Raw genomic sequence first — 20,386 nt, 5'->3', positions numbered from 1 at the left:
CGGTATCAGACCGCCCTCATCAGCAGGGTCGCGGCGATGAGGACCGCCGCACCGCCGAACATCGAGACCGCGTAACTGCGCGCATAGCCGTTCTGCAGCCTGCGCAGCCGGCCGGAGAGGCCGCCCACGGAGGCCGCCGTGCCGTTGACGACGCCGTCGACCAGCGTGTGGTCGACGTACACCAGGGAGCGGGTGAGGTGCTCGCCGCCGCGCACCAGCACGACGTGGTTGAAGTCGTCCTGGTACAGATCGCGCCGGGCGGCCCGGGTGGCCAGGGAACCCCGCGGGGCGACCACCGGGACGGGACGGCGCCCGTACTGGGCGTACGCGATTCCGGCGCCGACGACGAGCAGCACCATCGTGGCCAGCGTGACCGTGAGGGCGCTGACCGGCGAGTCTCCTTCGGAGTGCCCGGTGACCGGCTCCAGCCAGTGCAGGAATCGGTCGCCGATGCTGAACAGACCGCCCGCGAAGACCGATCCGAAGGCCAGCACGATCATGGGGATCGTCATCGACCTGGGCGACTCGTGCGGGTGCGGCTCGTGGCCGTCCGCGTCCGGCTGCCAGCGCTTCTCACCGAAGAAGGTCATGAGCATCACGCGCGTCATGTAGTACGCGGTGATGGCCGCGCCGAGCAGGGCCGCGCCGCCGAGGATCCAGCCCTCGGTGCCGCCCTTGGCGAAGGCCGCCTCGATGATCTTGTCCTTGGAGAAGAAGCCGGACAGGCCCGGGAAGCCGATGATCGCGAGATAGCCGAGGCCGAAGGTGACGAAGGTGATCGGCATGTACTTCCTGAGGCCGCCGAACTTCCGCATGTCGACCTCGTCGTTCATGCCGTGCATGACCGATCCGGCGCCGAGGAACAGCCCGGCCTTGAAGAAGCCGTGCGTCACCAGGTGCATGATCGCCCAGACGTAGCCGATGGGGCCGAGGCCCGCGGCCAGCACCATGTAGCCGATCTGGGACATGGTCGAGCCGGCCAGCGCCTTCTTGATGTCGTCCTTCGCGCAACCGACGATCGCACCGAACAGGAGCGTGACCGCACCGACGACGGTGACGACGAGCTGCGCGTCGGGCGCCGCGTTGAAGATCGCGCCGGACCGGACGATGAGGTAGACACCGGCGGTCACCATCGTCGCGGCGTGGATGAGGGCCGAGACCGGGGTCGGGCCCTCCATCGCGTCCCCGAGCCAGGACTGCAGCGGCACCTGGGCGGACTTGCCGCAGGCCGCGAGGAGCAGCATCAGGGCGATGGCGGTCAGCTTGCCCTCGCTCGCGCCCTGCGTCAGTCCCGCCTCCCCGTGGGTGCCGAGGACCGGCCCGAACGCGAAGGTCCCGAAGGTCGTGAACATCAGCATGATGGCGATCGACAGGCCCATGTCGCCGACGCGGTTGACCAGGAAGGCCTTCTTCGCGGCGGTGGCGGCGCTGGGCTTGTGCTGCCAGAAGCCGATCAGCAGGTACGAGGCGAGACCCACGCCCTCCCAGCCGACGTACAGCAGCAGGTAGTTGTCGGCGAGGACGAGCAGCAGCATCGCCGCGAGGAACAGGTTCAGGTAGCCGAAGAAGCGGCGGCGGCGCTCGTCGTGCTCCATGTACCCGACGGAGTACAGGTGGATCAGCGAGCCGACGCCGGAGATCAGCAGCACGAACGTCATCGACAGCTGGTCGAGCTGGAAGGACACGTCGGCCTGGAAGCCGGCGACCGGGATCCAGCTGAACAGGTGCTGGCTGATGGTCCGGTCGTCGGGGCTCTTGCCGAGCATGTCGGCGAAGAGCACGACGCCCATCACGAACGAGGCCGAGGCGAGCGCCGTACCGATCCAGTGGCCGACGGCGTCCAGCCGCCGTCCGCCGCACAGCAGTACGGCCGCTCCGAGCAGGGGCGCCGCGATCAGCAGCGCAATCAGGTTCTCCACGATTCAGCGACCCCTCAGAGCTTCATCAGGCTGGCGTCGTCGACCGAGGCCGAGTGGCGGGAACGGAACAGCGACACGATGATCGCGAGCCCGACCACGACCTCCGCGGCGGCGACGACCATCGTGAAGAAGGCGATGATCTGGCCGTCGAGATTGCCGTGCATGCGGGAGAAGGCGACGAACGCGAGGTTGCAGGCGTTGAGCATGAGCTCGATGCACATGAACACCACGATCGCGTTGCGTCTGATCAGTACGCCGGTGGCGCCGATCGTGAACAACAGGGCCGCGAGATAGAGGTAGTTGACCGGGTTCACTTCGACCCCTCCCCCGTCTTCGTGCGCTCCAGGCGCTCCTCGGCACGCTGCTCCAGGGCCTTCAGATCGCTCAGTGCCTCGGTCGACACGTCACGGATCTGGCCGCGCTCGCGCAGCGTCTTGTTCACGGTCAGCTCGGACGGGGTGCCGTCGGGGAGCAGGCCCGCGATGTCCACCGCGTTGTGCCGGGCGTAGACGCCGGGCGCCGGGAGCGGCGGCAGGTGCTTGCCCTCGCGCACACGCTGCTCGGCCAGCTCGCGCTGGGTCTTGGGGCGCTCGGTGCGCTCGCGGTGCGTGAGCACCATGGCGCCGACGGCGGCCGTGATGAGCAGGGCGCCGGTGATCTCGAACGCGAACACGTACTTCGTGAAGATGAGGGCGGCGAGGCCCTCCACATTGCCGTTCGCGTTCGCCTTGGCCAGGCCGTTGAAGTCCTTGATGGAGGCGTTGCCGATGCCGCCGAGGAGCAGGACGCCGAAGCCGAGGCCGCACGCCAGGGCCAGCCAGCGCTGCCCCTTGATGGTCTCCTTCAGCGAGTCCGCCGCAGTGACACCGACGAGCATGACCACGAACAGGAACAGCATCATGATCGCGCCCGTGTAGACGACGATCTGGACGATGCCCAGGAAGTAGGCGCCGTTGGCCAGGTAGAACACCGCGAGGATGATCATGGTCCCGGCGAGGCAGAGCGCGCTGTGCACGGCCTTGCGCATGAAGACGGTGCACAGGGCGCCGATCACGGCGACGGTGCCCAGGACCCAGAACTGGAAGGCCTCCCCGGTGGAGGTGGAGTATGCGGCCAGCTGCGCGCTCATCCCTCCGCCTCCTCGCCTGCGGGCGCACCCGACGTGTTCGTCGAGACGGGCACCTCGCCCTTGGAGACGGCCACTTGGCGCTGCGTGCCGGGCGCGGCCTCGGTCACCAGGCCCCGGTAGTAGTCCTGCTCGTCGGTGCCCGGGAAGATCGCGTGCGGTGTGTCGACCATGCCCTCGTCGAGCCCGGCGAGCAGCTGCTCCTTGGTGTAGATGAGGTTGGCCCGGCTGGAGTCGGCCAGCTCGAACTCGTTCGTCATCGTGAGCGCGCGTGTGGGGCACGCCTCGATGCACAGTCCGCACAGGATGCAGCGGGCGTAGTTGATCTGGTAGACGCGGCCGTACCGCTCGCCCGGCGAGTAGCGCTCCTCGTCGGTGTTGTCCGCACCCTCCACATAGATCGCGTCCGCGGGACAGGCCCAGGCGCAGAGCTCACAGCCGACGCACTTCTCCAGGCCGTCCGGGTGGCGATTGAGCTGGTGCCGGCCGTGGAACCGCGGAGCGGTGGTCTTCTGCTGCTCCGGGTACTGCTCCGTCAGCCGCTTCTTGAACATGGCCTTGAAGGTCACGCCGAAGCCGGCGACGGGGTTCTGGAAACCCTGCTTGGTCTCCTTCGGCTCCTCAGCCATCGGACCCCTCCTTTCCGTCACGAGATCCACCCATTGATCCGTCACTCGCAGTATCGGACCCGCCACTGACAATGAGCTCCCGCTCGCGGCGCGAGCGGCGCCTCGGCACCGGTGGCAACTCCTGCCCCGGCAGCGGCGGCACGGGGAATCCACCGGCCATCGGGTCGAAGGCGGCGGGTTCGGCGGGCACCTCCCGGGCCCCCTGCTTGTCGCGGAAGATGTCCGCGACGAAGGAGAGCAGCAGCAGGACGAGGACGCCGCCGCCCACGTACAGGGCGATGTCCGCGAAGTCGTAGTTCTCGTTCCTGAGCGTCCGTACGGTCGCGACGAGCATCAGCCAGACCACGGAGACCGGGATGAGCACCTTCCAGCCGAGCTTCATCAGCTGGTCGTAGCGGACGCGCGGGAGCGTGCCGCGCAGCCAGATGAAGAAGAAGAGCAGCAGCTGCACCTTGATGACGAACCACGCCATCGGCCACCAGCCGTGGTTGGCGCCCTCCCAGAAGGTGCTGATCGGCCACGGGGCCCGCCAGCCGCCCAGGAAGAGCGTCACCGACACCGCCGAGACCGTCACCATGTTCACGTACTCGGCGAGCATGAACATCGCGAACTTGATCGACGAGTACTCGGTGTTGAACCCGCCGACGAGGTCGCCCTCGGACTCCGGCATGTCGAACGGCGCACGGTTGGTCTCGCCGACCATCGTCACGATGTAGATCAGGAACGAGACCGGCAGCAGGATGATGTACCAGCGGTCGTGCTGCTGCTCGACGATCGTCGAGGTGGACATCGACCCGGAGTAGAGGAACACCGAGGCGAAGGCGGCGCCCATGGCGATCTCGTAGGAGATCATCTGCGCGCAGGACCGCAGACCGCCCAGCAGGGGGTAGGTCGATCCGGAGCTCCAGCCCGCCAGCACGATGCCGTAGATGCCGACGGAGGCGACCGCGAGGATGTAGAGCATCGCGATCGGCAGGTCGGTCAGCTGCATCGTGGTGCGGTGGCCGAAGATCGAGATCTCGTTGCCCGCCGGGCCGAAGGGGATCACCGCGATCGCCATGAAGGCCGGGATGGCCGCGACGATCGGCGCGAGGACGTAGACCACCTTGTCCGCGCGTTTGACGATGACGTCTTCCTTGAGCATCAGCTTGATGCCGTCGGCGAGCGACTGGAGCATGCCCCAGGGGCCGTGCCGGTTCGGGCCGATGCGCAGCTGCATCCACGCGACGACCTTGCGCTCCCACACGATGGAGAAGAGCACGGTCACCATGAGGAAGGCGAAGCAGAAGACCGCCTTGATGACGACCAGCCACCACGGGTCGCGGCCGAACATGGAGAGGTCTTCAGCGGCGAGGTACGGGCTCATGCCTCCACCTCCTTGGGAGCCTCGGCGGCAGAGCGCGCCGGACCGATTCGGACGAGTGCGCCGGGCTGCGCCCCGGTGTCGGAGGCGACGCCCGTTCCGGCGGAGTTCAGCGGGAGCCAGACCACGCGGTCGGGCATCTCGGTGATCTGGAGGGGGAGTTCGACCGCTCCGGAGGGACCGGTCACGGCGAGGAGGTCGCCGTTCCCGACGCCCGCCTCGGCGGCCGTGGCGGCCGACACGCGCGCGCGTGCGGCGTGCCGGGTCCCGGCGAGCGCCGTGTCGCCCTCCTGGAGGCGGCCCTGGTCGAGCAGCAGACGGTGCCCGGCGAGGACGGCCTCCCCGGCGGCCGGACGCGGCAGCTGCACGGCCGTCTCCAGGGGCTCGGTGGCCCGCGGCCCGTCCCAGGCGCCGAGCCGGTCCAGCTCGCCGCGCGCGGTGCGCAGGTCCGGCAGGCCCAGGTGCACGTCCATGGCGTCGGCCAGCATCTGCAGGATGCGTGCGTCGGTGGGTGCCAGGCGCCGGGTCATCTGGTCGGGCTTGAGCGCGGCCTCGAAGAGGCGGGCGCGGCCCTCCCAGTTGAGGAAGGTGCCCGCCTTCTCGGCGACGGCGGCGACGGGAAGCACGACGTCGGCGCGCTCGGTGACCTCGCTGGGGCGCTGCTCCAGCGACACCACGAAGCCCGCTTCGGACAGGGCGGCACGCGCGCGTGCCGGGTCGGGGAGGTCGGCGACCTCCACGCCCGCCACCAGCAGGGCCCGCAGTTCGCCGCCCGCGGCGGCCTCGACGATCTGGCCGGTGTCGCGGCCGTAGCGGTGCGGGAGCTCGGAGACGCCCCAGGCGGCGGCGACCTCCTCCCGCGCGCGCGGGTCGGTGGCCGGGCGCCCGCCCGGCAGCAGCGACGGCAGCGCGCCCGCCTCGATCGCGCCGCGCTCCCCTGCCCGGCGCGGGATCCACACCAGCTGGGCGCCCGTCGCGGACGCGGCGCGTACGGCCGCGGTGAGCCCGCCGACCACGGAGGCGAGGCGTTCACCGACGACGATCACGGCGCCCTCGGTGCGCAGCGCCTGCGCGGCCTCTGCTCCGTCGCCCTCCAGGCCGACACCGCTCGCGAGGGCGTCGAGCCATTCGGTCTCGGTGCCGGGAGCGGCGGCCAGCAGGACGCCGCCCGCCTTCTCCAGTCCGCGCGTCGCGTGTGTGGCGAGCGAGAAGGTCCTCTGGCGGTGCCCGCGCCAGGCCTTGCGCAGCCGCAGGAAGACGCCGGGCGCCTCCTCCTCCGACTCGAAGCCGACCAGCAGGACGGCGGGCGCCTTCTCCAGGGAGGTGTAGGTGACGCCCGAGCCGTCCAGGTCCCGGCCCCGTCCGGCGACGCGGGCCGCCAGGAAGTCGGCCTCCTCGGCGCTGTGCACGCGCGCGCGGAAGTCGATGTCGTTCGTGTCGAGGGCCACGCGCGCGAACTTGCTGTAGGCGTAGGCGTCCTCGACGGTGAGCCGGCCGCCGGTGAGAACACCGGTCCGGCCCCGGGCCGCGAGCAGCCCCTGCGCCGCCGCCTCCAGGGCCTCCGGCCAGGAGGCGGGCTCCAGCTCACCCGACGCACCGCGCACGAGAGGCGTCTCCAGGCGGTCGCGCTGCTGCGCGTACCGGAACCCGAACCGTCCCTTGTCGCAGATCCACTCCTCGTTGACCTCGGGGTCCGGGGCCGCGAGGCGCCGCATGACCTTGCCGCGCCGGTGGTCGGTGCGCGTGGCGCACCCTCCGGAGCAGTGCTCGCACACGGAGTGCGAGGAGATGAGGTCGAAGGGGCGCGAGCGGAATCGGTACGCCGACGACGTCAGCGCGCCGACCGGGCAGATCTGGATGGTGTTGCCGGAGAAGTACGACTCGAAGGGGTCGCCCTCACCGGTGCCGACCTGCTGGAGCGCGCCGCGCTCGATCAGCTCGATCATCGGGTCGCCGGCGATCTGGTTGGAGAAGCGGGTGCAGCGGGCGCACAGCACGCACCGCTCCCGGTCGAGCAGCACCTGCGTGGAGATCGGCACCGGCTTCTCGTACGTCCGCTTCCTGCCCTCGAAGCGGGACTCGGCGTGGCCGTGCGACATGGCCTGGTTCTGCAGCGGGCACTCGCCGCCCTTGTCGCAGACCGGGCAGTCCAGCGGGTGGTTGATGAGCAGCAGCTCCATCACACCTTGCTGGGCCTTCTCCGCCACCGGGGAGGTGAGATGAGTCTTGACGACCATCCCGTCCGTACACGTGATCGTGCAGGACGCCATGGGCTTGCGCTGGCCCTCGACCTCGACGATGCACTGGCGGCAGGCGCCCGCCGGGTCGAGCAGCGGATGGTCGCAGAACCGGGGGATCTCGATGCCGAGCTCTTCGGCGGCCCGGATGACCAGGGTGCCCTTCGGCACGCTGATCTCGGCGCCGTCGATCGTCAGCGAGACGAGATCTTCCCGCGGGACCGCCGCCTCCCCGCCTCCGGAGGGAGCGCTGGTGGTCACTGTCATGCGTTCACCTCCGTGCGGTCGGCCCAAGCGGTGGACTTGGCCGGGTCAAAGGGGCAGCCGCGGCCCGTGATGTGCTGCTCGTACTCCTCACGGAAGTACTTGAGCGAGGAGAAGATCGGCGAGGCGGCGCCGTCGCCGAGGGCGCAGAACGACTTGCCGTTGATGTTGTCGGCGATGTCGTTCAGCTTGTCGAGGTCGGACATGAGGCCCTTGCCGGCCTCGATGTCGCGCAGCAACTGCACGAGCCAGTACGTCCCTTCACGGCACGGCGTGCACTTGCCGCAGGACTCGTGGGCGTAGAACTCGGTCCACCGCGTGACGGCCCGCACCACGCAGGTCGTCTCGTCGAAGCACTGGAGCGCCTTGGTGCCGAGCATGGAACCCGCGGCGCCGACCCCTTCGTAGTCGAGGGGGACGTCGAGGTGCTCGTCGGTGAACATCGGCGTGGAGGAGCCGCCCGGCGTCCAGAACTTCAGCCGGTGGCCGGGCCGCATCCCGCCGCTCATGTCGAGGAGTTGGCGCAGGGTGATGCCGAGCGGGGCCTCGTACTGGCCGGGGTTCGCGACATGGCCGCTGAGCGAGTAGAGCGTGAAGCCCGGGGACTTCTCGCTGCCCATCGACCTGAACCATTCCTTGCCTTTGTGCAGGATTGCGGGAACGGATGCGATGGATTCGACGTTGTTCACCACAGTGGGGCACGCATAGAGGCCCGCGACCGCAGGGAAGGGGGGACGGAGCCGCGGTTGGCCACGACGGCCTTCGAGCGAGTCGAGCAGTGCGGTCTCCTCGCCGCAGATGTACGCGCCCGCGCCCGCGTGCACGGTGAGCTGGAGGTCGAGTCCGCTGCCCAGGATGTTCTCGCCGAGATAGCCCGCCGCGTAGGCCTCGCGCACGGCCTCGTGCAACCGCCGCAGGACGGGGACCACTTCACCGCGCAGATAGATGAAGGCGTGCGAGGACCGGATGGCGTAGCACGCGATCACCATGCCCTCGATGAGGCTGTGCGGGTTCGCGAAGAGGAGCGGGATGTCCTTGCAGGTTCCCGGTTCCGACTCGTCGGCGTTGACCACCAGATAGTGCGGCTTGCCGTCGCCCTGCGGAATGAACTGCCATTTCATTCCGGTGGGGAATCCGGCACCGCCGCGACCGCGCAGTCCGGATTCCTTGACGTAGGCGATGAGGTCGTCGGGCGACATCGCGAGCGCCTTGCGCAGGCCCTCGTATCCGTCGTGCCTGCGGTAGACGTCCAGCGTCCAGGACTTCTCCTCGTCCCAGAAGGCCGAGAGCACGGGCGCCAGCAGCTTCTCGGGGCTGGACTCTCCCCCGGCCTCGGGCTGCGACGTGCTCCCGTATTGGGTGGACAAGGTCATCACTCCCCCTCCTCGGCGACGGGACCCGCCGGGTGGGCCGGGTCGGAGGCCGATGTGTCCTGCGGCGCGTCGTGCGAGCTCAGGTGCTCGGGGTGCGGCTGGTCCTGAGGCGCCCCGCCGCCGCGCGGGTGCACCACGCGCGCGGGGGCGGCCTCTCCCTTGGCCAGCCGGAGCCCGATCAGCGACGCGTGGCCGGCGCTGCCGCTCGCCTCGACGGCCCCGGCGCGCTCGTCGGGGAAGCCCGCGAGGATCCGGGCGGTGTCCTTGAAGGTGCACAGCGGGGCACCGCGGGTGGGCTCGACCTGTGCTCCCGCGACCAGGTCGTCGACGAGGCGCTTCGCGGAGTCCACGGTCTGGTTGTCGAAGAACTCCCAGTTGACCATCACGACCGGTGCGAAGTCGCAGGCCGCGTTGCACTCGATGTGCTCCAGGGTGACCTTGCCGTCCTCGGTGGTCTCGCCGTTGCCGACGCCCAGGTGGTCCTGGAGTGCCTCGAAGATCGCGTCGCCGCCCATGACCGCGCACAGGGTGTTGGTGCAGACGCCCACCTGGTAGTCGCCGGAGGGCTTGCGCCGGTACATCGAGTAGAAGGTCGCGACCGCGGTGACCTCGGCCGTGGTCAGGCCGAGCACCTCCGCGCAGAACCGCATTCCCGTCCGCGTGACGTGGCCCTCCTCCGACTGCACGAGGTGCAGCAACGGCAGGAGCGCCGAGCGGGAGTCCGGGTAGCGGGCGACGACCTCCCGCGCGTCGGCTTCGAGCCTGGCCCGGACGTCGTCCGGGTAGTCGGGCGCGGGCAGGTGGGGCATGCCCAGGCTGACGCCCTCGGAGGGGGTGGTGGTCACCGGTCGACGCCTCCCATCACGGGGTCGATGGACGCCACGGCGACGATGACGTCGGCGACCTGGCCGCCCTCGCACATCGCCGCCATGGCCTGGAGATTGGTGAAGGACGGGTCCCGGAAGTGGACCCGGTAGGGGCGGGTGCCTCCGTCGGACGCGACGTGCACCCCGAGCTCGCCCTTGGGCGATTCGACCGCCACGTACGCCTGGCCCGGCGGGACGCGGAAGCCTTCGGTCACCAGCTTGAAGTGGTGGATCAGGGCCTCCATGGAGGTGCCCATGATGTTCTTGATGTGGTCGAGGGAGTTGCCGAGACCGTCGGGGCCGAGCGCGAGCTGGGCGGGCCAGGCGATTTTCTTGTCGGCGACCATGACCGGGCCCGGCTGGAGCCGGTCCAGGCACTGCTCGACGATGCGCAGCGACTGCCGCATCTCCTCCAGGCGGATCAGGAAGCGGCCGTAGGAGTCGCAGGTGTCGGCGGTCGGCACCTCGAAGTCGTACGTCTCGTAGCCGCAGTACGGCTGGGACTTGCGCAGGTCGTGCGGCAGGCCGGCGGAGCGGAGGATCGGGCCGGTGGCGCCGAGTGCCATGCAGCCGGCCAGGTCGAGGTAGCCGACGTCCTGCATGCGGGCCTTGAAGATGGGGTTCCCGGTGGCGAGCTTGTCGTACTCGGGAAGGTTCTTCTTCATCTTCTTCACGAACTCGCGGATCTGGTCCACGGCGCCCGGGGGCAGGTCCTGGGCCAGGCCGCCGGGGCGGATGTACGCGTGGTTCATCCGCAGGCCGGTGATCAGCTCGTAGATGTCGAGAATGAGTTCACGATCACGGAATCCGTAGATCATGATCGTGGTGGCGCCGAGCTCCATGCCGCCGGTGGCGATGCACACCAGGTGGGACGAGAGCCGGTTCAGCTCCATCATGAGGACGCGGATGATCGAGGCGCGGTCGGGGACCTGGTCCTCGATGCCGAGGAGCTTCTCGACCGCGAGGCAGTACGCCGTCTCGTTGAAGAACGGCGTCAGGTAGTCCATGCGCGTCACGAACGTGGTGCCCTGCGTCCACGTGCGGAACTCGAGGTTCTTCTCGATGCCGGTGTGGAGGTACCCGATGCCGCAGCGGGCCTCGGTGACCGTCTCACCGTCGATCTCCAGGATGAGCCGGAGCACGCCGTGCGTGGACGGGTGCTGCGGACCCATGTTGACGATGATGCGCTCGTCGTCGGAGGTGGCCGCGGTCTGGGCGATCTCGTCCCAGTCACCGCCGGTGACCGTGTAGACGGTGCCCTCGGTCGTCTCGCGGGCCGATGCGGCTGATGCAGAAGAAGGGGTCTGCGTGCTCATGAGTACGACCTCCGCTGGTCCGGAGCCGGGATCTGGGCGCCCTTGTACTCGACGGGGATGCCGCCGAGGGGGTAGTCCTTGCGCTGCGGAAAGCCTTGCCAGTCGTCCGGCATCATGATCCGCGTCAGTGCCGGGTGGCCGTCGAAGATCAGCCCGAAGAAGTCGTACGTCTCGCGCTCGTGCCAGTCGTTGGTCGGATAGACGGAGACGAGCGAGGGGACGTGCGGGTCGGCGTCGGGGGCGCTGACCTCCAGCCGGATCAGCCGGTTGTGGGTGATCGAGCGCAGGTGGTAGACGGCGTGCAGCTCGCGACCCTTGTCGTGCGGGTAGTGGACCCCGGAGACACCGGTGCACAGCTCGAAGCGGAGGGCCGGGTCGTCGCGCAGGGTCTGGGCGACGCGGACCAGGTGCTCGCGCTCGATGTGGAAGGTGATCTCGCCGCGGTCGACGACCGTCTTCTCGACGGCGTTGTCGGGGACGAGTCCCTGTTCCTCCAGGGCGCCCTCCAGCTCGTCGGCGACCTCGTCGAACCAGCCGCCGTAGGGGCGGGTGGCGGGGCCCGGGAGCCGGACGGAGCGGACCAGGCCGCCGTAGCCCGTGGTGTCGCCGCCGTTGTCGGCGCCGAACATGCCCCGCTGGACGCGGATCTCCTCGCCGCCCTCGCCACGCTGGCCGGGGAGGTTCGAGGCTCCGAGGTCCTTCTCGGGGTTGACTCCGTTGCCGTTCGCGTCGCTCACCGCAGCAGGCCCTTCATCTCGATGGTGGGGAGCGCCTTGAGCGCCGCTTCCTCCGCCTCGCGGGCCGCCTCCTCGGCGTTCACGCCGAGCTTGGAGGTCTGGATCTTCTGGTGGAGCTTGAGGATCGCGTCCATCAGCATCTCGGGCCGTGGCGGACAGCCCGGCAAATAGATGTCGACCGGGACGATGTGGTCGACTCCCTGCACAATGGCGTAGTTGTTGAACATTCCACCCGATGAGGCACAAACCCCCATGGAGATCACCCACTTGGGGTTGGGCATCTGGTCGTAGACCTGCCGCAGCACCGGCGCCATCTTCTGGCTGACCCGGCCGGCGACGATCATCAGGTCCGCCTGTCGCGGCGACCCGCGGAAGACCTCCATGCCGAAGCGCGCCAGGTCGTAGCGCCCGGCCCCGGTGGTCATCATCTCGATGGCGCAACAGGCGAGTCCGAACGTCGCGGGGAAGACGGACGCCTTGCGCACCCATCCCGCGGCCTGCTCGACGGTCGTCAGCAGGAATCCGCTCGGCAGCTTTTCTTCGAGTCCCATGTCTTAAGGCCCCTCAGTCCCATTCCAGGCCGCCGCGCCGCCATACGTACGCGTACGCGACGAAGACGGTGAGCACGAAGAGCAGCATCTCCACGAGCCCGAAAACACCCAGGGCGTCGAAGGTGACGGCCCAGGGGTAGAGGAAGACGATCTCGATGTCGAAGACGATGAAGAGCATCGCCGTCAGGTAGTACTTGATGGGGAAGCGCCCGCCGCCGGCCGGCGTGGGGGTCGGCTCGATGCCGCACTCGTAGGCTTCGAGCTTGGCGCGGTTGTACCGCTTCGGACCGATCAGCGTGGCCATGACCACGGAGAAGATCGCAAAGCCTGCCCCGAGGGCTCCCAGTACGAGGATCGGCGCATACGCGTTCACGCTCCTCGCTCCTCTCAGTCGGCACTGACTGGTGGCGGTTCGGCGGGCAAGCACTCCCGCCCCACAGGCCCCACGAGCTCCACCCGTCCCGGCGAAGATCGCGAACATGTGAAGCAGGTCACAAGCCCAACTGCCTCGCATCTTATGCCCGCCGGTCTGTGATCTGCGACACGGGGTATTACACAAGCTTTGTGATCTCCACCACCTGACGAACGATCATGAAGTCGTATGAGAAGTGATCTTCATACGCGAAGCGTCCGGTCGATCACCAGAGGTGACATTTCCGCTCGTCACCGCAGGTCCGAGGCGGCGTCTCCATATCAAGAGACTTCCTCTGCATGCAAATTCGAGTTGGACGCAGACCCTTGATAGAGGACCGCGTTCACACTTCGGAGGGAGCGCGGCGGCCGATGTGGACGCGTGCACGCGTTCACGAGCGGGGGGCGGGTGGAACTCACGCGCGGGACGCCGACGCCCCGGTGACCGTTCCGTGACCTGCGCCACATCTGCCTATGGGTCAGATAAGCCGGGCTTGGCCATCGGCTTCAACCGGTGGTAGGTGGCGGGCAATTCGGACGTAATACAGAAAGCCCATGATCACGGGCTTGTCGAGGGCTGTCCGCAATGCCCGTTACGGCGTCAATAAGGAGTGACGCGCGTCGATTTCGGCGGCCGATTGAACAACTGTGGCGCACCACACGTTTCTTGAAGGTATGGAGGAGCCCCTGGTACCGCTTGTACCCATGTCCCACACCGCTCACATACGAAGCCACCGGAAACCCCGTCGCAACGCGTCGGCGCTCGCGATGCGCGCTGGTGTTGCCGGTGGCGTTCTCAGCACCCTGGCCGTGGCCGGTGCGTCCGGTTCGGCGAACGCCGCCGAGCCCGTGACGCAGACCCTCGAACTGCCCACCCTGACGGCCGACCTGGCCACCCAGGTCGCGCAGTCCGCCGACGCCACCCAGCAGGCCGCGGCCAACTACGAGCTGCAGGCGGAGCGTGACGCGGCCGCCGCAAAGGCCGCAAAGCAGGCCAAGGCGGACCTCGCCGAGGCCAAGCACAAGGCCGAGGCCAAGAAGAAGGCCGCCGCCGAAGCCGCACGCAGGGCTGCCGCCGCCGAGGCCGCCTCGCGCTCCTCGGAGCGGACCACCCTGTCCGCCTCCGCGTCCACGTCCACGAACGTCTCCGCCCCGGCCAGCGGAAGCGTCGCGACCGTCGTCGCCTTCCTCAAGGCGCAGGTCGGCGACGCCTACGTGATGGGCGGCACGGGCCCGAACGCGTGGGACTGCTCGGGCCTCGTGCAGGCCGCGTTCAAGCAGGTCGGTGTCGACCTGCCGCGCGTCTCGCAGGACCAGTCGACGTCCGGCACGCCGGTCTCGCTGTCCAACCTTCAGGTCGGCGACATCCTGTACTGGGGTTCCGCCGGTTCGGCGTACCACGTGGGTGTGTACATCGGGAACGGCCAGTACCTGGACGCCGCCAACCCCTCCAAGGGTGTGGTGATTCAGGACCTTTCGGGCTATCCGGCCACGGGCGCGGTCCGCGTCCTCTGAGCCCTCGCCGTGAGGGCCGCCGCCTCCGAGGCGGCGGCCCTTTCGTGCTGCCCGCCGCCGTCCCCGTCCCGCCGCGTTCCCGCCTCCCTCCGGCTCCACGCCCCCTGCCCGGGGTCTCCTATCCGAGGTCGAAGGTGTTCGGCAGGCCGAGCTTGTGGCGGAGTTCGTCCACCCGCTTCAGCGGCTCCATCTCCGGGGGGCGGTACAGCTCCCGGACGCGACACCGCTCGGTGTCCGAATCGTCCGCTTCCAGCAGTGCGTTGACGGCCCGCCGCGCCGATTCGTTGGCGCCCTCCATCGTCGCCAGGTCGACGTCCGTGCGGACGTAGTCGCCGGCGAGGAAGAAGTTCGGGACCGCGGTGCCGGCGGTGGGCCGGTTGTACAGCGTGCCCGTGGGGTGGATGAGGAGCTGTTCGCGGTTCTGCGGGTCCGGGCCGCCCAGACCCGTCACGGCCGGGTCCATGAACCAGCCGATCCGGTCCTCGTCCCTGAGGGTCGTCTTCCCGGAGTCGTTCAGCCCGTCCTTCAGCTGCGCCCACAGTTCGGCGACGATCTCGTCCTTGGTGCACTCACGGGCCGTCCTGCCGTACAGGATCCCGGGCTTGTCCCACTCGGAGACGATCACGGACAGGCAGTCGCGGGCCTCGCCGTCGCCGTAATCGCGTGAAAAGTCCCGTACGTCCCAGAACTGGGCCTGTCCGATGCCCGTCACCGACCACGGCGAGTCGAGGCAGTTGATGTGGCCGTGCACGACCGGGGTGGGCGTGCGCAGGTAGAACATCACGCCGGTCATCCAGTCCGTCCTCAGCGCGTCGCACCGGCCGAGCTGCCGGTCCGCCGCGCGCAGGGCGGCGCCCCAGGTCGCGCGGGCGTGCTCCACGGGCATCGCGGAGAGGTAGTGGTCGGCGGTGACCGTCCGTTCCCGGCCCCCGTCGCGGTCCGACACACGGACCCCCGTCACCCGGCCCTGCGCGTACAGCACCTCCCGGACCTGGGTGCCGAGGACGAACTCGACACCGAGGGAGCGCAGATGCGTCTCCCAGGGGTCGATCCACGCCTCGCTCGTCGGCGCGTTCAGGACGCGGTCGACGTCGGCGTCGCCGTCCATGCCGCGGCCCAGCAGCCCCCACAGCAGGAGGGCCTCGATGATGACGCGGCCGACCGTGCGGGTGGAGGCGATCTCGGCGCGGGTGGCGACGAGGTTGCGGGTCTGCCCGATGCCCAGCAGGGTCTGGTACTCCGTGCTCATCTCGCCGGCGCGGATGAAGTCCCACCAGGACACCTTCTCCCACTGGTCCTCACGGCGGGCGTCGCAGCTGGTGAGGTGGACGAGCAGCCGGTCGGCGAAGTAGGCGGCCTCGTGGGCCGGCAGGCGGGTGCCGAGGTCGAGGACCGACAGGATCTGGTCGCGGAGCCAGGACGGCGTGATGTCGCCGGGGGCGGGCAAAGTGGTGGCCCGGCGCAGCGGGAAGTGGAGGTCGGGCCGGCCCGAGTTCCGCGCGAACAGTGCCTCGGTGCCGCCGCGGAGGTTGTCGTGGACTCCGCCCGCGTTGCCGGGGAAGGGGATGCGGCGCATCGTGTCCGGGAGGTTCCGGTAGAAACCGGGAAAGAAGCGGAAGCCGTGCTCGCCGGGGAGCGGTCTGCGTCCACCGGAGCCGGTCCCGGGGACGTCCATCGAGCGGGCCTTGCCGCCGAGTCGGTCGTAGTACTCGTAGACGGTCACGGCGTAGCCGCGCTCGGCGAGTTCGTGGGCGGCGCTGAGGCCCGAGACCCCGCCGCCCAGGACGGCGACCCGCCTGCCCGCGGCCGGAGCGGCCGCGGCACTCCCGGCCGGCCCTAAGGAGACGGCGGCGGCCGTGGCTCCGACCGCTCCTCCGGCCGCGGCCAGGAAGCGTCTGCGGGTCTGTCCGATGTGCTCCTGGGACTGCTGCGCGTGTTCTGTTGTCATGAGCAACGGAGGGTAGGGAGGGGCTCCGGAAGCCGGAACCCCCGTCGGCCCGCCACCCACAGCATCCTCACAATCACCGGGAGAGACAGTCATGCCACGTGTGTTCGTCCAGGGCAGCCCCGTCGACACGTATCCGCGGCTCGCGCCGGAGGCCCGGCGGGGTGCGGTACGGCGGATCACCGAGGTCGGCGAGGAGGTGCTGCACAAGCCGTGCCGGGACGTGACCGAGTTCGGGCCCGATCTCGCCGCGCTCATCGACGACATGTTCCTGACGATGTACGTCGCGGAAGGCGCCGGTCTCGCGGCGAACCAGGTCGGGGTCGCGCTGCGCCTGTTCGTCTACGACTGCCCGGACGACGAGGGGGTCCGGCACGTCGGGCACATCGTCAATCCGGTGCTGGAGCCGCTCGACCCGGCCGGGCGCCGGCTGCTCGACGAGGGCGAGGGCTGTCTGTCGGTGCCGGGCGCCGTGATGGACGTACCGCGTCCGGACCGGGCCGTCGTGCGTGGGCAGGACAGGGACGGCCGCCCGGTCTGCGTCGAGGGCACCGGGTACTTCGCCCGCTGCCTCGCCCACGAGACCGACCACCTCGGCGGGCAGGTCTATCTGGACCGGCTCTCCGGGCGGGAGCGCAAGGAGGCCCTGCGGCAGGTCGCGGAACGACGCGAGGAGGTCTTCGCGCGCCGGGCCGCTCGTCTGAAGGCGCTCGGTTCCTGACAGGGGCCTTGCCGGCCCCGCCCGGTCCCTGGCAGGGGCCTTGCCGGCCACCTTCCCGTGACCACGGGCGGGCGGTCCGGCGAGCACCCCGGTGCCGCCGCCTCACGCAGGGCGGTCTCGGGGCGTGCCCTCGGTCGAGGCGTCACCGGTGCCGCCCCCTCGGACGGAGGGGGCGGCGCCGGGTCAGGCCTTCGGCGCGACCTTGCTCAGGCCGTTGATGATCCGGTCCATCGCGTCGCCGCCGGTCGGGTCCGTCAGGTTCGCGAGCATCTTCAGCGTGAACTTCATCAGCATCGGGTGGGTCAGTCCGCGCTGCGTGGCGATCTTCATGACCTTCGGGTTGCCGATGAGCTTCACGAACGCGCGGCCGAGCGTGTAGTAGCCGCCGTAGGTGTCCTTGAGGACGCGCGGGTAGCGCTGGAGGGCGAGTTCGCGCTGGGCCGGGGTGGCGCGCGAATGCGCCTGGACGATGACGTCGGCGGCGATCTGCCCGGACTCCATGGCGTAGGCGATGCCCTCGCCGTTGAAGGGGTTCACCAGACCGCCGGCGTCGCCGACCAGCAACAGGCCCTTGGTGTAGTGCGGCTGGCGGTTGAAGGCCATCGGGAGGGCGGCGCCGCGGATCGGGCCCGTCATGTTCTCCGGGGTGTAGCCCCAGTCCTCCGGCATGGACGCGCACCAGGCCTTGAGGACCTCGCGCCAGTCCAGTTCCTTGAAGGAGTCGGAGGTGTTGAGGACGCCGAGGCCGACGTTCGACGTGCCGTCGCCCATGCCGAAGATCCAGCCGTAGCCGGGCAGGAGACGGTCCTCGGCGCCGCGCCGGTCCCACAGCTCCAGCCAGGACTCCAGGTAGTCGTCCTCGTGACGCGGCGAGGTGAAGTACGTGCGGACCGCGACACCCATCGGGCGGTCCTCGCGGCGGTGCAGCCCCATCGCCAGGGAGAGGCGCGTGGAGTTGCCGTCGGCGGCGACGACGAGCGGGGCGTGGAAGGTGACCTCGCGCTTCTCCTCACCGAGCTTGGCGTGGACGCCGGTGATGCGGCCGGTGCGGTCGTCGACGATCGGGGCGCCGACGTTGCAGCGCTCGTACAGCCGCGCGCCCGCCTTCTGTGCCTGCCGCGCCAGCTGCTCGTCGAAGTCGTCCCGCTTGCGCACGAGGCCGTAGTCGGGGAAGGAGGCGAGATCCGGCCAGTCCAGCTGGAGGCGCACACCGCCGCCGATGATCCGCAGGCCCTTGTTCCGGAGCCAGCCCGCTTCCTCCGAGATGTCGATGCCCATCGAGACGAGCTGCTTGGTGGCGCGCGGGGTCAGGCCGTCACCGCACACCTTCTCCCGCGGGAACGCGGTCTTCTCCAGGAGCAGGACGTCGAGTCCCGCCTTCGCGAGGTAGTACGCGGTGGTGGAACCGGCTGGCCCGGCCCCGACGACGATGACATCGGCGGTGTTCTCGGAGAGGGGCTGGGGCTCGGTCACGGCGGGGTCTCCCCAAGACTCGAAATCAACGTGCCGACGGGCACTGGACATGGGCAGTCTATGCAGCGGTACTGATCACCCGGCTGAAGGGCTGCCCCCGTGAACCGAGCTCTCCCCGACGTACGGCTCCGTGTCCCCACCGACGAGGACGCCTTCGCCTGGCACCGGATCTTCGCCGACCCCGAGGTCATGGAGTTCCACGGGGGCAGGGCGGCCGAGTTGTCCGTGTACGAGGAGCTCACCGCCCGGCAGCGGCGGCACGACGCGGAGCACGGCTTCTGCCTGTGGACGATGGTCGGCCCGGAGGACGAGGTGCTGGGCTTCACGGGGGCGCAGCCGTGGCCGCACGGGTGGGGGCCGGCCGGCGAGATCGAGATCGGCTGGCGGCTGGGACGGGCGCACTGGGGCAAGGGGTACGTCACGGCGGCGGCCCGCACCACCCTGGAGCGGGTCCGCGCGGCCGGCGTCCGTGACGTCGTGGCCATGGTCAACGCCCGCAACGAACGCTCCATCGCCGTCACGAAGCGCCTCGGCATGGAGCTCGCCGAGCGGTTCACGACTCCCGTGACGGGCCAGGAGGGCCACCGCTACCGCCTGACGCTGGCCTGAGCACCCCGGCACGGGCCCGTACCGCCCGGCCGCGCCCGGCACCGGCTCACGCGGGGCCGGCGGCACCCCTGCCGCCGGCCCGAGCACTCCCCCGCAGCGGCCCGCGCGGGACCGGCGGCGCCGCTGACGACTTCCGGATGGCACCGGCGGAGGCTTACCCTTCCGGTACCGCTGGGGGTGAAGCTTGTGCAGATAACACCCAAGACACCCGAAGTGCGCGTACCGCGGCTCGTCGGCCTGATGGCCGTGGACGCGCGTGAGACGGCCGAGGCGCAAGGGGTGCTGCTGGTCGCACCGGACCGGCCCGACTTCCTGCGCACGGTCGTCGACTATGTCGTACGGCAGTACCCGCCACCCGGTGTGGAGGTCCCGCGCGGTGCCCTGGTCACCGTGTGGTTCGACCTCGGTGACGCCGAGGGCGGCGCGGGGGTGCGCGAGCCGCGCCTGCCACGCCCGCCGTCGGGCGGGATGCGCCGCGAACTCGACGAGCCCGGTGATCCTTTCGTGGTGCCGCACTGAGAGCCCGTGCCGGTACGCCGCAGCGGCCCGCGCGCCGACCGCTGCGTGGCCGGCCGCGCCGCGGTCAGGCCTTGAAGCCCCGGTGCAGGGCCACGACCCCGCCCGTCAGGTTCCGCCAGGCCACCTTCGACCAGCCCGCCTTGCGCAGCCGCTCGGCCAGCTCGGGCTGGGTCGGCCAGGCACGGATCGACTCGGCGAGATAGACGTACGCATCCGGGTTGGAGGAGACGGCGCGGGCGACCGGCGGCAGCGCGCGCATCAGGTACTCGGTGTACACGGTGCGGAACGGCGCCCAGGTGGGGTGCGAGAACTCGCAGATCACGACCCGCCCGCCGGGCTTCGTCACCCGGTACAGCTCGCTCAGCGCGGTGTCGGTTTCCTGCACGTTGCGCAGCCCGAAGGAGATGGTGACCGCGTCGAAGGTGTCGTCCTTGAAGGGCAGCTTCGTCGCGTCACCCGCGGTGAGCGGCAGCCACGGGTGGTTCCTCTTGCCGACCCGCAGCATCCCGAGGGAGAAGTCGCAGGGCACGACGTAGGCGCCGGTACGCGCGAAGGGCAGGGAGGAGGTCGCCGTACCGGCCGCGAGGTCGAGGATCTTCTGCGCGGGCCGCGCGTCGACCGCCTTGGCGACCTCTCTGCGCCAGACCCGGTCCTGGCCCAGCGACAGCAGGTCGTTCGTCAGGTCGTACCGTTCCGCCACGTCGTCGAACATCGAGGCGACTTCGTGCGGCTGCTTGTCCAGGGATGCGCGGGTCACGGGCCCATTGTGGCAGTACGGGCCGGGCGACTCTCCGGCACCCGGCCCGTACGCC

Annotated in this window: 19 protein-coding genes; 4 read left to right on the top strand and 15 right to left on the bottom strand. The window is 69.9% G+C overall.

Going from position 1 to position 20,386, the window contains the following annotated elements; translation table 11 throughout:
• Window positions 1-5: 5 nt before the first annotated feature.
• Genes nuoL through ABEB03_RS09710 form a run of 12 tightly spaced genes read right to left on the bottom strand, consistent with a single transcriptional unit; the run spans window position 6 to window position 12,754 of the window.
• Window positions 6-1,919 (bottom strand): NADH-quinone oxidoreductase subunit L, encoded by a 1,914-nt coding sequence (nuoL, locus tag ABEB03_RS09765; RefSeq protein WP_345644648.1) that lies wholly within the window; start codon window positions 1,917-1,919, stop codon window positions 6-8.
• Between the two features lie 14 nt (window positions 1,920-1,933).
• Window positions 1,934-2,233 carry an NADH-quinone oxidoreductase subunit NuoK gene (nuoK, locus tag ABEB03_RS09760; protein WP_003974374.1) on the bottom strand — a complete coding sequence of 100 codons (300 nt, stop codon included), beginning with the start codon at window positions 2,231-2,233 and terminating at the stop codon, window positions 1,934-1,936.
• Window positions 2,230-3,048: an NADH-quinone oxidoreductase subunit J gene (locus ABEB03_RS09755; RefSeq protein WP_345644645.1), complete on the bottom strand. Its 819-nt coding sequence runs from the start codon at window positions 3,046-3,048 to the stop codon at window positions 2,230-2,232. The genes nuoK and ABEB03_RS09755 overlap by 4 nt, the downstream gene beginning before the upstream one ends.
• The gene (gene nuoI, locus ABEB03_RS09750; RefSeq protein WP_345644642.1) at window positions 3,045-3,674 is read right to left on the bottom strand and encodes an NADH-quinone oxidoreductase subunit NuoI; all 630 of its coding nucleotides are present in this window, start codon (window positions 3,672-3,674) and stop codon (window positions 3,045-3,047) included. The genes ABEB03_RS09755 and nuoI overlap by 4 nt, the downstream gene beginning before the upstream one ends.
• Window positions 3,667-5,040, bottom strand: coding sequence for an NADH-quinone oxidoreductase subunit NuoH (gene nuoH / locus ABEB03_RS09745; protein ID WP_345644639.1), 1,374 nt, complete (start codon window positions 5,038-5,040; stop codon window positions 3,667-3,669). The genes nuoI and nuoH overlap by 8 nt, the downstream gene beginning before the upstream one ends.
• Window positions 5,037-7,541 (bottom strand): NADH-quinone oxidoreductase subunit G, encoded by a 2,505-nt coding sequence (locus ABEB03_RS09740; protein WP_345644636.1) that lies wholly within the window; start codon window positions 7,539-7,541, stop codon window positions 5,037-5,039. The genes nuoH and ABEB03_RS09740 overlap by 4 nt, the downstream gene beginning before the upstream one ends.
• On the bottom strand, window positions 7,538-8,911 hold the full coding sequence (gene nuoF / locus ABEB03_RS09735) for an NADH-quinone oxidoreductase subunit NuoF (protein ID WP_345644633.1): 1,374 nt from the start codon (window positions 8,909-8,911) through the stop codon (window positions 7,538-7,540). The genes ABEB03_RS09740 and nuoF overlap by 4 nt, the downstream gene beginning before the upstream one ends.
• Window positions 8,911-9,756 carry an NADH-quinone oxidoreductase subunit NuoE gene (gene nuoE / locus ABEB03_RS09730; protein ID WP_095935936.1) on the bottom strand — a complete coding sequence of 282 codons (846 nt, stop codon included), beginning with the start codon at window positions 9,754-9,756 and terminating at the stop codon, window positions 8,911-8,913. The genes nuoF and nuoE overlap by 1 nt, the downstream gene beginning before the upstream one ends.
• The gene (locus ABEB03_RS09725; RefSeq protein WP_028805360.1) at window positions 9,753-11,093 is read right to left on the bottom strand and encodes an NADH-quinone oxidoreductase subunit D; all 1,341 of its coding nucleotides are present in this window, start codon (window positions 11,091-11,093) and stop codon (window positions 9,753-9,755) included. The genes nuoE and ABEB03_RS09725 overlap by 4 nt, the downstream gene beginning before the upstream one ends.
• A complete protein-coding gene (locus ABEB03_RS09720) occupies window positions 11,090-11,830 on the bottom strand; it encodes an NADH-quinone oxidoreductase subunit C (RefSeq protein WP_095935934.1) in 741 nt (246 codons plus the stop codon). Before ABEB03_RS09720 ends, ABEB03_RS09725 begins: the two co-directional genes overlap by 4 nt.
• The gene (locus tag ABEB03_RS09715) at window positions 11,827-12,381 is read right to left on the bottom strand and encodes a NuoB/complex I 20 kDa subunit family protein (RefSeq protein WP_003998928.1); all 555 of its coding nucleotides are present in this window, start codon (window positions 12,379-12,381) and stop codon (window positions 11,827-11,829) included. Before ABEB03_RS09715 ends, ABEB03_RS09720 begins: the two co-directional genes overlap by 4 nt.
• A gap of 13 nt (window positions 12,382-12,394) precedes the next feature.
• A complete protein-coding gene (locus ABEB03_RS09710; protein ID WP_007383963.1) occupies window positions 12,395-12,754 on the bottom strand; it encodes an NADH-quinone oxidoreductase subunit A in 360 nt (119 codons plus the stop codon).
• A 713-nt stretch (window positions 12,755-13,467) separates the two neighbouring features.
• Between ABEB03_RS09710 and ABEB03_RS09705 the strand changes: the two genes are divergently transcribed.
• The gene (locus ABEB03_RS09705; RefSeq protein WP_345644618.1) at window positions 13,468-14,307 is read left to right on the top strand and encodes a C40 family peptidase; all 840 of its coding nucleotides are present in this window, start codon (window positions 13,468-13,470) and stop codon (window positions 14,305-14,307) included.
• Between the two features lie 118 nt (window positions 14,308-14,425).
• Here the strand turns inward: ABEB03_RS09705 and ABEB03_RS09700 are convergent, their stop codons facing one another.
• Window positions 14,426-16,255 carry a hydroxysqualene dehydroxylase gene (locus tag ABEB03_RS09700; protein ID WP_345644615.1) on the bottom strand — a complete coding sequence of 610 codons (1,830 nt, stop codon included), beginning with the start codon at window positions 16,253-16,255 and terminating at the stop codon, window positions 14,426-14,428.
• A 91-nt stretch (window positions 16,256-16,346) separates the two neighbouring features.
• Between ABEB03_RS09700 and def the strand changes: the two genes are divergently transcribed.
• Window positions 16,347-16,973 (top strand): peptide deformylase, encoded by a 627-nt coding sequence (gene def, locus ABEB03_RS09695; protein ID WP_345644613.1) that lies wholly within the window; start codon window positions 16,347-16,349, stop codon window positions 16,971-16,973.
• Window positions 16,974-17,156: 183 nt separating this feature from the next.
• Here the strand turns inward: def and ABEB03_RS09690 are convergent, their stop codons facing one another.
• On the bottom strand, window positions 17,157-18,446 hold the full coding sequence (locus ABEB03_RS09690; RefSeq protein ID WP_095935930.1) for a geranylgeranyl reductase family protein: 1,290 nt from the start codon (window positions 18,444-18,446) through the stop codon (window positions 17,157-17,159).
• Between the two features lie 99 nt (window positions 18,447-18,545).
• Here ABEB03_RS09690 and ABEB03_RS09685 point away from each other — a divergent pair, with 99 nt between their 5' ends.
• Both ABEB03_RS09685 and ABEB03_RS09680 read left to right on the top strand, forming a co-directional pair.
• On the top strand, window positions 18,546-19,055 hold the full coding sequence (locus tag ABEB03_RS09685) for a GNAT family N-acetyltransferase (RefSeq protein ID WP_345644611.1): 510 nt from the start codon (window positions 18,546-18,548) through the stop codon (window positions 19,053-19,055).
• A gap of 186 nt (window positions 19,056-19,241) precedes the next feature.
• Window positions 19,242-19,574, top strand: coding sequence for a PASTA domain-containing protein (locus tag ABEB03_RS09680; RefSeq protein ID WP_095935928.1), 333 nt, complete (start codon window positions 19,242-19,244; stop codon window positions 19,572-19,574).
• A gap of 64 nt (window positions 19,575-19,638) precedes the next feature.
• Here ABEB03_RS09680 and ABEB03_RS09675 read toward each other — a convergent pair whose 3' ends face one another.
• The gene (locus ABEB03_RS09675) at window positions 19,639-20,331 is read right to left on the bottom strand and encodes a demethylmenaquinone methyltransferase (RefSeq protein ID WP_345644606.1); all 693 of its coding nucleotides are present in this window, start codon (window positions 20,329-20,331) and stop codon (window positions 19,639-19,641) included.
• Window positions 20,332-20,386: the final 55 nt, after the last annotated feature.

The organism is Streptomyces siamensis (genome assembly GCF_039543605.1).
Lineage (GTDB): Bacteria > Actinomycetota > Actinomycetes > Streptomycetales > Streptomycetaceae > Streptomyces > Streptomyces siamensis.
The sequence above is the reverse complement of the archived record's forward strand: the minus strand, read 5'-3'. Positions and strand labels throughout refer to the sequence as shown.

Bases quoted from the DNA above. Each gene is read 5' to 3' on its own strand.
- ABEB03_RS09755 (WP_345644645.1), bottom strand. From the start codon at position 3,048: ATGAGCGCGCAGCTGGCCGCATACTCCACCTCCACCGGGGAGGCCTTC.
- nuoI (WP_345644642.1), bottom strand. From the start codon at position 3,674: ATGGCTGAGGAGCCGAAGGAGACCAAGCAGGGTTTCCAGAACCCCGTC.
- nuoH (WP_345644639.1), bottom strand. From the start codon at position 5,040: ATGAGCCCGTACCTCGCCGCTGAAGACCTCTCCATGTTCGGCCGCGAC.
- ABEB03_RS09740 (WP_345644636.1), bottom strand. From the start codon at position 7,541: ATGACAGTGACCACCAGCGCTCCCTCCGGAGGCGGGGAGGCGGCGGTC.
- nuoF (WP_345644633.1), bottom strand. From the start codon at position 8,911: ATGACCTTGTCCACCCAATACGGGAGCACGTCGCAGCCCGAGGCCGGG.
- ABEB03_RS09725 (WP_028805360.1), bottom strand. From the start codon at position 11,093: ATGAGCACGCAGACCCCTTCTTCTGCATCAGCCGCATCGGCCCGCGAG.
- ABEB03_RS09715 (WP_003998928.1), bottom strand. From the start codon at position 12,381: ATGGGACTCGAAGAAAAGCTGCCGAGCGGATTCCTGCTGACGACCGTC.
- ABEB03_RS09705 (WP_345644618.1), top strand. From the start codon at position 13,468: ATGGAGGAGCCCCTGGTACCGCTTGTACCCATGTCCCACACCGCTCAC.
- ABEB03_RS09700 (WP_345644615.1), bottom strand. From the start codon at position 16,255: ATGACAACAGAACACGCGCAGCAGTCCCAGGAGCACATCGGACAGACC.
- def (WP_345644613.1), top strand. From the start codon at position 16,347: ATGCCACGTGTGTTCGTCCAGGGCAGCCCCGTCGACACGTATCCGCGG.